General features: G+C 42.0%; 13 protein-coding genes and 1 tRNA gene. 10 read left to right on the forward strand and 4 right to left on the reverse strand.

Annotated elements, in window-relative coordinates; translation table 11 throughout:
• Window positions 1-179: 179 nt before the first annotated feature.
• The 10 genes from AOC03_RS09650 to AOC03_RS09695 all read left to right on the forward strand — a co-directional run bounded on the left by AOC03_RS09650 (window position 180) and on the right by AOC03_RS09695 (window position 11,316).
• The gene (locus AOC03_RS09650) at window positions 180-1,355 is read left to right on the forward strand and encodes a porin (protein ID WP_062535476.1); all 1,176 of its coding nucleotides are present in this window, start codon (window positions 180-182) and stop codon (window positions 1,353-1,355) included.
• A 211-nt stretch (window positions 1,356-1,566) separates the two neighbouring features.
• Window positions 1,567-3,201, forward strand: a complete 1,635-nt coding sequence (locus AOC03_RS09655) for a CTP synthase (RefSeq protein WP_062535478.1) — start codon at window positions 1,567-1,569, stop codon at window positions 3,199-3,201.
• A 209-nt stretch (window positions 3,202-3,410) separates the two neighbouring features.
• Window positions 3,411-4,289 (forward strand): 3-deoxy-8-phosphooctulonate synthase, encoded by an 879-nt coding sequence (gene kdsA / locus AOC03_RS09660; RefSeq protein WP_084785834.1) that lies wholly within the window; start codon window positions 3,411-3,413, stop codon window positions 4,287-4,289.
• A 24-nt stretch (window positions 4,290-4,313) separates the two neighbouring features.
• Entirely contained in the window at window positions 4,314-4,565 is a 252-nt protein-coding gene (locus AOC03_RS09665; protein ID WP_062535481.1) for a hypothetical protein, read from the forward strand.
• Between the two features lie 47 nt (window positions 4,566-4,612).
• Window positions 4,613-4,837 (forward strand): heavy-metal-associated domain-containing protein, encoded by a 225-nt coding sequence (locus tag AOC03_RS09670; RefSeq protein ID WP_062535483.1) that lies wholly within the window; start codon window positions 4,613-4,615, stop codon window positions 4,835-4,837.
• A 281-nt stretch (window positions 4,838-5,118) separates the two neighbouring features.
• Window positions 5,119-7,479: a heavy metal translocating P-type ATPase gene (locus AOC03_RS09675; protein ID WP_062535485.1), complete on the forward strand. Its 2,361-nt coding sequence runs from the start codon at window positions 5,119-5,121 to the stop codon at window positions 7,477-7,479.
• 253 nt (window positions 7,480-7,732) lie between these two features.
• Complete coding sequence (gene eno, locus AOC03_RS09680; protein WP_062535487.1) at window positions 7,733-9,049, forward strand: phosphopyruvate hydratase; 1,317 nt, start codon at window positions 7,733-7,735, stop codon at window positions 9,047-9,049.
• Between the two features lie 143 nt (window positions 9,050-9,192).
• Window positions 9,193-9,498: an FtsB family cell division protein gene (locus AOC03_RS09685; protein ID WP_062535489.1), complete on the forward strand. Its 306-nt coding sequence runs from the start codon at window positions 9,193-9,195 to the stop codon at window positions 9,496-9,498.
• Between the two features lie 104 nt (window positions 9,499-9,602).
• A complete protein-coding gene (ispD, locus tag AOC03_RS09690; protein WP_062535491.1) occupies window positions 9,603-10,331 on the forward strand; it encodes a 2-C-methyl-D-erythritol 4-phosphate cytidylyltransferase in 729 nt (242 codons plus the stop codon).
• A 364-nt stretch (window positions 10,332-10,695) separates the two neighbouring features.
• Window positions 10,696-11,316: a BLUF domain-containing protein gene (locus tag AOC03_RS09695; RefSeq protein WP_062535493.1), complete on the forward strand. Its 621-nt coding sequence runs from the start codon at window positions 10,696-10,698 to the stop codon at window positions 11,314-11,316.
• A gap of 253 nt (window positions 11,317-11,569) precedes the next feature.
• Here the strand turns inward: AOC03_RS09695 and AOC03_RS09700 are convergent.
• The 4 genes from AOC03_RS09700 to pyrC all read right to left on the reverse strand — a co-directional run bounded on the left by AOC03_RS09700 (window position 11,570) and on the right by pyrC (window position 14,051).
• Window positions 11,570-11,645: transfer RNA gene (locus AOC03_RS09700), tRNA-Glu, on the reverse strand.
• A 76-nt stretch (window positions 11,646-11,721) separates the two neighbouring features.
• Entirely contained in the window at window positions 11,722-11,919 is a 198-nt protein-coding gene (locus tag AOC03_RS12690; RefSeq protein WP_157049310.1) for a hypothetical protein, read from the reverse strand.
• A 140-nt stretch (window positions 11,920-12,059) separates the two neighbouring features.
• Complete coding sequence (gene rnt / locus AOC03_RS09705; protein WP_062536704.1) at window positions 12,060-12,734, reverse strand: ribonuclease T; 675 nt, start codon at window positions 12,732-12,734, stop codon at window positions 12,060-12,062.
• Window positions 12,735-12,980: 246 nt separating this feature from the next.
• Complete coding sequence (pyrC, locus tag AOC03_RS09710; protein WP_062536711.1) at window positions 12,981-14,051, reverse strand: dihydroorotase; 1,071 nt, start codon at window positions 14,049-14,051, stop codon at window positions 12,981-12,983.
• Window positions 14,052-14,080: the final 29 nt, after the last annotated feature.

A 14,080-nucleotide genomic window follows, 5' to 3' on the forward strand; every position in this document is an offset into this window, starting at 1 on the left:
TTTTACTTATGTAAGTAATATAGTTCCCTTTCATCGTAATACTCTCCTGTCACACTTACTTCTGACTAATCTCAGTGATCGTTTATACCTGACACTTGCGGATATTAGTGGCGATAGCATTGTGGGTTTTTGCTTCTAAAAGCAGCCCATGATTAAATTTTTAAAATTGAGATATTCCCATGAAAAAACTATTATTAACGTCAGCAGTTGCTGTTTTATCTATATCTACTGCGCAAGCTAAGCCAGAAATCTATGGCAAGATATTTATGTCTGCTGATTATGTTAATTCTGATGCAGATGTTAAGACGCTGCTCAATGCCAATGAGCGCGCAGAAGCTTTAACAGATTATAATGAGAAGGGAGTAGAGATTAACTCACATTCTTCACGTTTGGGCATTAAAGGCTCTGAGGCAATAACGGCCAATACGGACGTTGTTTATAAGTTGGAATATGGTACTAGTGTCGATGGTGATGACCAATCCTTTAAAAGCCGTGATACGTATTTAGGTGTGGCGAACAAAAAGCTCGGCGAATTCCGCGTTGGTCGTAACTCATCAGTGCTTGGTTATGTGAATAACGTCAGCTTAACCGAAGGTTACTGGGATAACCTAGGCGATAGTAAGCTGAAAAGCGAAAATGAAGTTCGCGCGCTAAATATGCTGGATGATTCACGTCAAAATAATTCAATTGTTTGGATTGCGCCTAAGTATAAAGATTTACCACTAGAGCTAGCGCTACAGTATGCGGCTGACGAAAAGTTCGAAGACAGTAGTAATGGCTTTGGTGCGTCACTAATGTTTGATCAAGGCACTGGCTTTACTGCCGGTATTGCCTATAGTAAAGACATGGATATGGATGATGATATCAATCTGCTAAATCCAACAGATCCAAAGAAAAAAAATAAAGTAAATTATGGTGGTGATGTTATCCGTGCTACGGCAAGCGCTGATTTGAGTAAGTATATCGCGGCACCGCTCACAATGGGTGTCATGTATCAGCAAGCGGATTATGACTTTGTTGGTTCTAAAAAAGAAAAAGGTCTAGTAGTTAGTGGCGAAATGGGTCTGACAAATTTTACCAAGCCTGCTTCAGTTTATATGCAATATAATAAGACGGATAATCTAAACGGTTTTAGTGATTCTAACTCTGACCAAATCGTTCTGGGTGGTAAATACAAGTTTAAGAAAAACGTCATTGCTCATGCTTATGTCGGTAAAAACTCAGCAGATTATGTAGCGGTTGGAAAAGTAAACAAAATTAACGGCGCAGGTAAAGAGAAGTTCGAGCGTTACGATGTTATCAGCTCCGATATTAATGTCTTTGCAGTGGGCGGTGGTTTAGAATATAAGTTCTAAATTCACTCTACACTTGTTAAGGTTATTAGTAATGTCGTGATAAAAAACTCATCCTTTGTGGTGAGTTTTTTATTATCACCTTTTAAAGGGTGGCAACGATAGGTTAGATAGACATTAAAATTTAAGAGTTTGAAAGAGTTTGTGCTTTTGCCCTATATTTTGTGGCGTATTTTTAGTAAAATCCTTCTTTACCAATTACCGATAGAGTGCTATGACCAAGTTTATATTTGTGACCGGTGGGGTAGTGTCCTCACTAGGAAAAGGTATTACTGCCGCTTCTCTTGCTGCGATCCTTGAAGCCCGTGGTGTGAGCGTGACGATGACCAAGATGGATCCGTATATTAACGTCGATCCGGGTACGATGAGTCCGTTTCAGCATGGTGAGGTATTCGTCACTGAAGATGGCGCAGAGACGGATTTAGATTTGGGCTATTACGAGCGTTTCTTGCGCCACTCAAAAATGAGCAAGAGTAATAACTTTACCAGTGGTCGCATCTATCAAAACGTGCTGAATAAAGAGCGTCGTGGTGAATATTTAGGCGGTACGGTACAGGTTATTCCGCACATTACCGATGAGATTAAGAGTAAGATTATCGCTAGTGGCGTAGGATACGATGTTGCTATCATTGAGATTGGCGGTACGGTCGGTGATATCGAGTCGCTACCGTTTATGGAAGCAGTCCGCCAAATGCAAGTAGAGCTAGGTCGCAACAAAGCGATGCTGATGCATTTAACGCTAGTACCTTATATTGCCAGTGCTGGTGAGACAAAAACCAAGCCGACGCAGCATTCGGTAAAAGAGCTGCGTTCTATTGGTCTACAACCTGATATTTTGATTTGTCGCTCAGAGCATGAAATCTCACCAGACAATCGCCGCAAAATCTCGCTATTTACCAACGTTGAAGAACGGGCGGTCATCATGTGTGAAGATGCCAAGAGTATTTATCAGATTCCACGCACGTTATACGAGCAAGATTTGGATGATTTGATTTGTGAGCGCTTTGGACTTGATGTGCCAGAAGCCGATTTGAGTGATTGGGATAAAGTGGTGGAAGCACAGCTGAATCCAGAATCTACCGTAACGGTTGCCATGGTCGGTAAATACGTCGAGCTGCCGGATGCGTATAAATCAATTAATGAAGCCTTGCTGCATGCGGGTATTGTCCACAAAGCGGCGGTTAAGATTGACTATATCGATGCCGAACGTTTGGAAGATGATGATAGCTTACTTGCGCAATTAGACAATGCTGATGCTATTTTAGTGCCCGGTGGTTTCGGTGAGCGTGGCACGATGGGTAAAATGAAAGCCATCACTTATGCTCGTGAAAACAAGGTGCCTTATTTAGGTATTTGCTTGGGCATGCAGTTAGCCGTGATCGAATATGCGCGCAACGTGCTTAATATTGATGCCAATTCATCTGAGTTTGACCGTAAAACGGCTGAGCCTATTATTGGTTTGATTACCGAATGGTTAGATGAGCGCGGTGAGTTACAAATCCGTAGTGATGATTCTGACTTAGGTGGCACCATGCGTCTGGGTGCACAGCAAGCCGAATTGGTTGCTGGTAGCAAACTTGCGCAAATCTATGGCGCGACCAATATTACTGAGCGTCATCGCCATCGCTATGAGATGAATAATCGTTATATTGAGCCATTAGAACAAGCAGGTATGAGTATCTCTGGTTATTCAGCCAAGCAGCATTTGGTGGAAGCGGTTGAGCTTGCCGATCATCCTTGGTTTGTTGCCGTGCAGTTCCATCCGGAGTTCACCAGCTCGCCACGTGGCGGTCATCCATTATTTAATAGTTTTGTTAAAGCGGCAAAAAATTATAGCGCCAGCAGATAATGTTGAGTTATTAACGGCTTAAAGCTAAACGTTACGTTACGATAAAAAGACCAGTCTGCGGATTGGTCTTTTTTTATCTTTCATTTCTTAAATTATTTAAACAATGATAACGTGATTATTGCTTAGTTACGTGGAGGCACTTTTTTTAAGTCTGCTATCAGTTACAATAGACGGAAGACAATTGATAATAAGAAAGAGGGCAGTATTTTATGGAACATTTAATCACCGCGCAGTCGCATATTGAGCTGTATACGCCTAATAAAGAACGCGCAATCACTATTGGTAATGACCAACCTTTTGTATTATTCGGCGGTATGAATGTTTTAGAATCAAGAGAATTGGCATTTGAGATTGCTGAGCAATATATTGATATCTGTCAACGTTTAGGTATCGGCTATGTATTTAAAGCCAGCTTTGATAAAGCCAATCGTTCAAGCTTGACTTCGTTTCGGGGTCCCGGTTTAGAGCAAGGCATTGATTGGCTTGGGCAAATTAAAGAAAAATACCAAGTACCGATTATCACCGATGTGCACGAACCGTATCAAGCACAGCCTGTGGCTGAAGTGGCGGATATTATCCAACTGCCTGCATTCCTATCGAGACAGACAGATTTGGTGGAAGCAATGGCGAAGACGGGCGCGATTATTAATATTAAAAAAGCCCAATTTTTAGCGCCGCATGAGATGCGCCATATCATGAATAAATGCCTTGAAGCGGGTAATGATAAGCTGATTTTATGCGAGCGTGGCAGTGCCTTTGGTTATAATAATTTGGTCGTTGATATGTTAGGCTTTGATACCATGAAGCAGATGAATGTGCCTGTATTTTTTGATGTGACGCACAGTTTGCAACAACCGGGCGCACGTAGTGACAGCGCTGGCGGTCGCCGCGAGCAGATTACTACGCTTGCACGTGCGGGCATAGCAACAGGCTTAGCTGGATTGTTTCTGGAGGCGCATCCAAGTCCTGAAACCGCAAAGTGCGATGGACCTTGTGCGCTCCGCATGAGCCAGTTAGAACCCTTTTTGCAACAGATAAAGCAGATTGATGACTTGGTAAAAGGTTTTGATGTTCTAGATACTCATTAATTATCTAAATAAAAGGAGAAGCTCATGGCGATTCAAATTGCACAAGTAAGTATCGACTATATTGATGATGCAGAGGGTCTCGACAGCTTAATGGTGGCTTTAAAGAATATTCATGGCGTGACAGCCATTGATCTTGATGCTGCTAGGAACATTGCTACCGTACGCTATGAGGATACCGAAACCAGTATTCATGCATTTACCGCTGCAATTAGTATGGTGGATTATGTGACTCAGCCGTTTCCTATTGACTCTCCACAGAACCCACATCATCACTAGACGTTTATAAATAAGAAATCAAATCTGATAGTAATAAGGAGTTTAAGATGGCAGAACAAACGCGTATCATTAAAATTGATGGCATGACTTGTGGCGGCTGCGTGGCAAGTGTACATACTGCCACTGCTGGTATTGACGGTCTAACGACGATTAGTATCGAGCTTGCTGATAATCAAGCCACCGTCACTTTTGATGATAGCTTAACCAGTGCTGAAGACATTGCTGCGGCAATTGAGGATGCAGGTTTCGATGCAATAGTAGTTAATTCGTAAACTGCGAATATTTATCATAAAACCAGCTTCTGAAGCTGGTTTTTTAATTAGTTATTTTTGCAATGATGAGCATAGCGGCATATCAGCTGATAGCAGCTCATAACCAATTACGATTGGATATGTTTTTTAGTATAATATGAGCGGTTTAAAAAATCCCACTTGAAAATTTAGCCAGCAGTCTAATATCTAATGTCCACTGAATACTTTAATGCAGTAGCGCTTTAATATATCGCTTCTCTATTTGTTTTTAATTTTTGTAATTGCCATAACGAGTTTTCTCTATGAATGATTCCATCCGCACTGACCCTGACCAGTCCTACCAATTAGAGACTGATATCCAAGCTGATAGTCAATTGCCGCCGCAACGGGCGCATTTGCAGTTGGCGATTGAGGGCATGACTTGTCAAGCGTGTGCGTCGCGAATCGAAAAGGTACTGAATAAAAAGCCTGCTATTTATGAGGTCAGTGTGAACTTTGCTGGTGAGACAGCAAACGTAGACTACGACCCAACGCAGACAACTGCTATAGAAATTACAGAATGGGTGAATAAAACAGGCTTTGTCGCGAATGTCCAGGGCACTGAAGCGTTGTTTGTTCAAAAGGATGAAGATACGGTGCATCGTCTGTCGTGGCGACTGATTGCGCTTTGGGTATGTTTAGTACCTTTTCTAGTTGGTATGGTAGGCATGGTGGCGGGTTTTGGTATGGCGTTGATGCCGCCGGTGTGGATACAGTTTGTTTTAGCAACGATTGTTCAATTTGGCTTGGCATTACCATTTTATAAAAGCGCGTGGGCATCTATCAAAGGTGGCTTGGCAAATATGGATGTGCTGGTTGTCCTTGGTACGGTCACCATTTGGGCATATTCAACCTATATTTGGCTGACGCATGGCGACAGTAGCATGGGCAATATGTTGCAGGACGCCGCGCAGCATGGCGCTGAGGTGTATTTTGAAGCAGGGGTAATGGTCATTACCTTTGTGCGTACAGGCAAGTATTTAGAGGAGCGTACCAAAAAGCATAGCTTAAACAGTATCGACTTATTATTGTCTTTAACACCAGATACGGTCGAGCAACAGCAGCCGAATGGTGATTTTCACAATGTAGCACTGACTGATGTGCAAGTGGGTGATATCTTACGTGCCAAACATGGCAGTCGCGTTGCCACAGACGGTATCGTCATTGATGGTTCAGGCTATTGTATAGAAAGCCATTTGACTGGCGAATCAGTGCCACTCAAAAAACAAGAGGGCAGTCAGCTGCTGGCAGGAGCATTGGTCGAAAATGGCAGTTTACTGTACCGTGTACGTGCCAAAGGTCGGGATACTCAGCTTGGTGATATGGTACAAGCGCTCAACGATGCTCAAGGATCTAAAGCGAAGCTGGCGCGTCTTGCTGATAAAGTCACCGCGATTTTTGTGCCAGTCGTGGTTACGATTGCATTGGTTACTTTTGGCTTAACGTGGTGGTTAACCGGTATGGTTGACACTGCGTTGATGCATGCGGTGTCCGTGTTGGTTATTGCTTGCCCATGTGCCCTTGGTTTAGCAACGCCAGCCGCTATTATGGCGGGTATGGGCGTGGCTGCACGACATGGTATTTGGTTTAAAGACGCGCAAAGTTTAGAGGCGGCAGGCGATATCGATACCGTCGTGTTAGATAAAACGGGCACGCTCACGATTGGTAAACCAACCATCGTAGGTCAGGTGATGGTGGACAGTTCAATCGCAGTCAATGAGGTGCTGCAACTGGCTGCTAGTGTTGAAGTACATGCCAGTCACCCTTTAGCAACTGCATTGGTCAATGCAGCAAAACAACGTCATTTATCATTATTACCGGTCACTCATATCAGTGTAATTAAAGGCGCTGGTATTCAAGCAACTATTGATGGTCTTGGTATTATAAAAGTAGGTAGTGCAGAATTTGCTAATTTGAACTTACCAAAATTAATGCCTAAAGTGTGGCAAATTGCCAGTACGGTGGCGGTAAGTATTAATGATGAGCCGTTGGGCGCTTTTGCCTTAGCGGATGATTTAAAAGCCGATACCCCGCAAGCGATTAAGACACTACAAGATGCTGGTATTAATGTTATTTTGATGAGTGGTGATAAGCAGTCAGTCGTTGATCATGTTGCTGCACAATTGGGCATTCAAGCCGCCTATGGCAACATGAGCCCGCGTGATAAAGCCACACGCATTGCCAAATTACAAACTGCAGGTCATAAAGTAGCCATGGCAGGCGATGGCGTGAATGATGCGCCAGCGATGGCAACAGCAGATGCCAGCTTTGCGATGTTCGAAGGCACAGATGTCGCGCAGCATAGCGCCTCAGCAAGATTAATGGGCGAGTCACTCATGCATATAGATGCCGCCCAAAAAATCGCCCAAGCGACCGTACGCAATATCAAACAAAACCTATTTTTTGCCTTTATTTATAACTGTCTGGGTATTCCGCTGGCAGCGTTTGGCTTTTTAAACCCAATGATTGCCGCAGCAGCAATGGCGCTAAGTTCCATCTCTGTATTAATGAATGCGTTGCGCTTAACCCAATTTACCACTAAAGTTGAAGGTCATGATGCTCAAGCGATAACTGAAGCGATGACTGAAACTATGGCTGCATCTGATACTCATAAACAAGCATAAATTGATAGCTGATTAAATCATAGCGGATTAAAGCCAGCATAGCGTGCCTCAAGATGGGCGATGTTTTATTGAATTTATGCTATGATGCCAAACACTATTAGTAAGTATAATCAGACACCAAAACTGATCTATTATTGACCTTATCATTTAATTAAATAAGCAGTTTTGGCAATGAGTTGCTGATTACGTTTTTATGCTATTGCCTCTTTTTTATCCCATAAACCTGGCATGACCAAAGGAATTAACAGACATCATGTACGCTGAAGAAACCACAAACGTCTCTCAAATTAAAGACATTCGCGCTCGTGAGATTTTAGACTCGCGCGGTAACCCAACGATTGAAGCCGATGTTATCTTGGCTGATGGCACCATTGGTCGTGCAGTCGCTCCTAGTGGCGCGTCAACTGGCTCACGCGAAGCGCTTGAGTTACGTGACGGTGATCAAGCTCGTTACATGGGTAAAGGCGTCAAAAAAGCAGTTGCCAATGTGAATAGCGAAATTCGCACCGCACTTATGAACACCGATGTTACCGAACAGCAGCGTCTTGATGATGCGATGATTGCCCTTGATGGTACCGAAAATAAAGACAATCTTGGTGCCAATGCCATATTAGCCGTGTCACTTGCTGCCGCTAAAGCTGCTTCAAAATCACAAGGTTTGCCACTGTATCAGTATATCGCAAACTTGCGTAATCAGACCTCACTCACCATGCCTGTACCGATGATGAACATTATCAATGGCGGCGAGCATGCGGATAATACCGTTGATATCCAAGAGTTTATGATTGAGCCAGTTGGTTTTAGCAGCTTTTCAGAAGCCCTGCGAGCCGGAACTGAGATTTTTCATAGCTTAAAATCAGTATTAAAATCACAAGGTCTAAATACGGCAGTCGGTGATGAAGGTGGCTTTGCCCCTAATTTACGTAGCAATGAAGAAGCCATTACCGTTATCATGCAAGCCATTGAACAAGTAGGTTACAAGGCTGGCGAAGACATTCATCTAGCGCTAGATTGTGCTGCCAGTGAATTCTATAAAGATGGTAAATATGTGTTGGCAGGTGAAGGCAACAAATCTTTCGATAGCCAAGGGTTCTCAGACTATTTAGTCGGTCTTGCCCGTCAATATCCGATTATCTCTATCGAAGATGGTCTTGATGAGTCAGATTGGGAAGGTTGGGCATATTTGACTCAGCAGCTTGGTGATAAAGTCCAGTTGGTTGGTGATGATTTGTTTGTGACCAATCCGACTATTTTACAGCAAGGTATTGATCAGCATATTGCCAATGCTATTTTGATTAAATTCAACCAAATTGGCACACTTTCAGAAACGCTAGATGCCATTTATTTAGCGAAAAAGAATGGTTATGCAACGGTCATCTCGCATCGTTCAGGCGAAACCGAAGATACGTTCATTGCTGATTTAGCAGTGGGTACGGCTGCTGGTCAAATTAAAACCGGTTCATTGTGCCGCTCAGATCGCGTCGCAAAATATAACCAACTGCTGCGTATCGAACAGCAAGTTCGCGCCAGCTACCGTGGTCGTGAAGAGTTTATTGGTTTACGTGGTTAAACAATAAATGGTTTAAAATACTGCTTGGCAATATATCGTGATTATCCTCGTATGCTGCCAAGTAGGTTTACGGCTTTAGTAGTATGGTATTTTTCCTTTAAACTTCTTATTCTCATTTTCTCAGTGTTTGGCGTTATTTTTCTATGAAATATTTTAGCCAGTTTATGTTATTTGCCTTAGCAATTATCGTGCTGTTAGGCATGCAATATCAGTATTGGATGGGTGAGAATGGGCATTTTGAGCATAATAAGTTGCTGGCACAAATTGAAGAACAGCAACGCTTAAATGGTAATCAGATTTCTGAAAATAACTTATTGCGTACTGATGTCCATGATTTAAAGAATGGTCTGGAGGCAGTAGAAGAGCACGCGCGTTTAGACTTAGGTCTAATCAAACCGCATGAGACTTTTGTCCAAGTATCCACTGCATCTACGACATATAGTCGCTAATGATCTTCTGTTGCTAGCTTTATTAGTTTACCTTTCCTGTTTTTTTTCTGCTATGTCTATACGTTCTTCTCATAAGCTTAGCCTTATCCTGTGACGATGTCATCATGAATACGAACCCTCAAGTGCACGCTATGATTGTCGCAGCTGGTCGCGGTAGTCGCTTCGGTGCCTCTATAGCCAAGCAGTATTTACCGATTGCTGGTCAAACCTTATTGCAACATAGTGTCGCTAGATTGGCGAGCAGTGCGTATATTGAGCAGTGTTTATTAGTGATTGCCGCTAATGATAGCACCGCGCAAACGCTTGATTTTGCAATGCCTATTCAATACACCACGGGTGGGGCAGAGCGTTGGCAGTCGGTGTTCGCAGGTTTAGAAGCTATCGTCGCTGCAGGTGCCGAAGACTCGGACTTAATTCTTATTCATGATGCCGCACGTCCTGCTGTACCTCGTAGCGATATTGATCATGTCATTGAGGCAGCCATGCTTGAACCTTATGGCGCTATTTTAGCCACGCCGGTTGTCGATACACTAAAGCAGTCTCAGTCCAGTCCAGTTCCTGACGCTAATAATGATGAGCAGCATTATGCTGCGCGCACGATTGATCGCACGGATATGTGGCAAGCGCAAACGCCGCAAGTCTTCCGCGTGAGTCAGTTGCGTCAGGTATTGGCTTATGTTGCCATGCATCAGCTATCTATTACTGATGAAGCCAGTGCTTTTGAGTATCTCGCTTTACCTATTCGGCTGGTTAGTGGAAGTCGTCAGAATATTAAGCTTACTTATGCCGATGATGCGACTTTGATAGCCGCCATTCTTGATAGTCAGCGTTAATAAGTAGATTTATATTTTCATATTTTAATCTTGCCTATTTTAAAATATCCCGTTAGCGAAAAACTGTTGCTACCATTATATTGAGGTTTTCTCACTCTCTAGATAATATATTCGTTTTTTCGAATATAGACTACTTATTTATTATTTTTAAGTTACAATAATGTATTGTTGTATTATCGTAATAAATTGCTTTGTTGACTGAACTAACCTATGATGTAACCAAGTTAATACAATAATTATAATTCCCCTATAAAAACAATGGTATATGAAGCCGATTTGTATTGAAATCTGCTTCTATACTATCGTCTGATAGCTATCAGCCAACTTGTTCGCTCAAATTGGCTTAATAATAAGGAGAAGCTGATTGTCGACTTTCACAGACATGACAAGCTCGAAAGTGATAGACCTGTACCAGTTCGTATATATAAGCCGTATTACTTCAATAGGTCTTACAGGCGCGAGCACGCTTAATGATATCGCCAAAACCTCTATCAAAAATAATAAAGACCATAATATTACTGGTATTCTTTGTTATGGTAATGGATATTTCTTTCAGTATATTGAAGGAACAGAGCAGGCGTTGACCAATCTAAAAAATCAATTATTAATTGATAATCGGCATAAAGATTTGCAGATATTAGACTTTTCAGAAATTGATGTACGCCGTTTTCAAGGCTGGTCACTGCGCTCTATAGTTCTCGAAAGGTGGTTATTTAAAGATCCTAAAATGAAAGAACTAATGCCCTTTAAACCCTATTCTTGGAGTATGGAAGAAGTCGAGCAATTTATAGGCTTACTACAGCGCTATTATAAAAACCAAGCGCAATTAGGCGAGGTGGATATTCAACCTGTTAAATATAATGCTCTAGGGATTACTCTTACTAAAGTCGTGGGACAACATCAAGCCTTTTTCTTAATTCAGACCGTGTTAGGGGCGTTAATTGTGATCGCACTATTGTGGTTTATGTTGTCAGGAAAGTTTTAATATTGCCTTGAATACTATTTTTTGTGAATACTACTTTGATAGACGATAAGTTTTTATGATATAAGTCAGCATATTGCTGGCTTTTTTGCTGTTTACTTTTGTGGAAAATTTATATAGCTGTTAAAAAATATATATTATAAAAGAGATGGTTTATAAAAAATAACAGACATAAAAAAACCCTCAAAACTTATAAGATTTTGAGGGTTTTAAAAAGATTATTATCAAGTAAATCTAATAATAATCTTTTAATATATGGCGTCCCCACGGGGGTTCGAACCCCGGTTACCGCCGTGAAAGGGCAGTGTCCTAGGCCACTAGACGATGGGGACTAGTGATGCTTCAGCTACTTTCACTGTTTACGCTGAAGTGGTGCATATAATAATAGGAAAGCTAAATACTGTCAAGCTATTTTCGAATGTTTTTTGCATTTAAATATTTTTTCCGCCTTTTTGCCATTAAATATCTTTTTTTGATAGCGCGACGTGGATGTAAGTCATTACTCTTTAAATGATGGCGAATCCATAAAGAAGTACAAGTGCTAATAGTTAAAGCAAACATCATGTAACCAATAATTGTGCCCCATAAAATGTGTTGCGGTTCCATAGTAACGTCCTCCCTGACAATTTATTGCCGTAACAGAACTAACAAATAGGATATAAATAATATTGAACGACGCAAATTCTTTAAAATCTTCAAGCGACTTAATAATAAGTATAATTTAAAATAATAGGGCTATTGTTTAGTTATTGTTGTGAGCTGTCTGTATCGGTGATATCACTGCTATCCGTATCAGACGCGGCAACTAGTAAAGCGTTGGGCAACATTGGATAGAGGTTAAGAATGTGACAGAACAGTTCGGCTGTTTTTTGGGTGTCATATAGTGCAGAGTGTGCATGGTTGCCATCAAAATCAAGCCCAGCAGCCTTACACGCGCGCGCTAGTACAGTTTGTCCAAATGCCAGTGCTGATAGGGTAACGGTATCAAATACGGAAAACTGGTGAAACGGATTGTGGTTTTTACTATTGGTACGTAGGACGGCTGCATTTAAGAAATTTAAGTCAAAGTGGGCGTTGTGCCCGATTAATACGCATTGACGGCAATCTTCTTCTTTGCGTACTTCTTTTAGACCTTTAAAAATCCGGCGTAGTGCGGTTTTTTCATCTTCAGCAATCGCTTTGCGCATCGGATTATTAGGGTCAATACCGGTAAAAGCTAGGGCACTTGGTTCTAAATTTGCCCCTGCAAAAGGCTCAATATGAGCACTTAAAGCGGCACCTGGATAAAATATACCGTGCTCGTTTAGCAATATCGGTATGCAAGCAATTTCTAATAGCGCGTCGGTCTGGGCGTTAAAACCGGCCGTTTCAACATCGACAACCACGGGTAAAAATTTGCGAAAGCGTTCTTTTAAAGTCATTGGTGTCAATATTTCTGCTGCTGTTTCTGCCGCTGATTTTTCTTCATGAATATAAGCATTATTTGGCAAATCATCAGTAGCTGGGGCAGTATTATTTGAGTTGGTCATAACAAGTTAAATCGCTTATATCGGTTGGGCTATATATTGAATAAATAATAGGCAGGTCGTACGTCATAAATAAGCGCGATAATTAAGCTCAATAATACAGGCAATATGCTTATATTATCGCGCAGCGTAAAATAGCTATTAGCCTTTAATCGACCAAGGTAATGTTTCACCCGCCATTAGTGGCGTGAGTGTTGAGCCATCAAAGTACGGGTAATGTGTCGGGACTTGCATCGGGGTATTGATTAATGTGACAGTATTGGTGTTGACTGGTAGTCCATAAAACTCTGCGCCAAAGCGACTGGTAAAGCCTTCTAGCTTATCAATTTTACCGATGCTATCAAAAGCAGTGGCATATAGCGGTAGGGCGGTTGGGGAACTATAGCAGCCCGCACAACCGCAAGCGGCTTCTTTTTTATCTGTGGCATGTGGGGCTGAATCTGTACCTAAAAAGAACTTCGAACTGCCACTGGTTGCTACATTTAATAAGGCTTTTTGATGCGTTTCGCGCTTTAAAATAGGTAAGCAATACAAATGTGGCTTGATGCCGCCTAGTAATAAATGGTTGCGATTGAGCATCATATGCTGCGGGGTAATCGTTGCAGCGACTTGATTGCCTTGCGCAAGGACGAAATCTGCGGCATCGCTGGTAGTGATATGTTCTAGTACAATTTTAAGGATGGGGAAATTAGCAATAATTTGTACTAAGACTTCATCTAGAAAGCGCTTTTCACGGTCAAAAATATCAACGTGAGCGTGAGTTACTTCACCATGAAGCAATAGCGGTAAATTATACTTTTCCATCGCTGCAAAAACATCAGCACAAGCAAGAATGTCGGTGACGCCATCGGCTGAATTGGTGGTGGCACCAGCAGGATAGAGCTTAACGGCTTGTACAATACCTGATTTCGCTGCGATTTCGATATCTTGAACTGAGGTATGGTCAGTCATATATAAGGTCATGCGTGGATCAAAGGTCGCTTTACGATCGGCACTGATATTACTGTCAGCAAGCTGATGCAAAATGCGCTCACGATAGGCGCGGGCATCATCGGCATTTTTAACGGGTGGTACAAGATTGGGCATACAGATAACGCGGTTAAAACTGGTTGCCGCGTGCGGTACAGTAGTCGCCAAGGCATCACCATTACGTAAATGAATGTGCCAATCGTCTGGCTGCAGAAGGGTTAACTCTCTAATTGAATTATTCATAGGGGTCATAGTGCTCTATATCATAAAAT

The organism is Psychrobacter urativorans (assembly GCF_001298525.1).
In the GTDB taxonomy this organism is placed as follows: domain Bacteria; phylum Pseudomonadota; class Gammaproteobacteria; order Pseudomonadales; family Moraxellaceae; genus Psychrobacter; species Psychrobacter urativorans_A.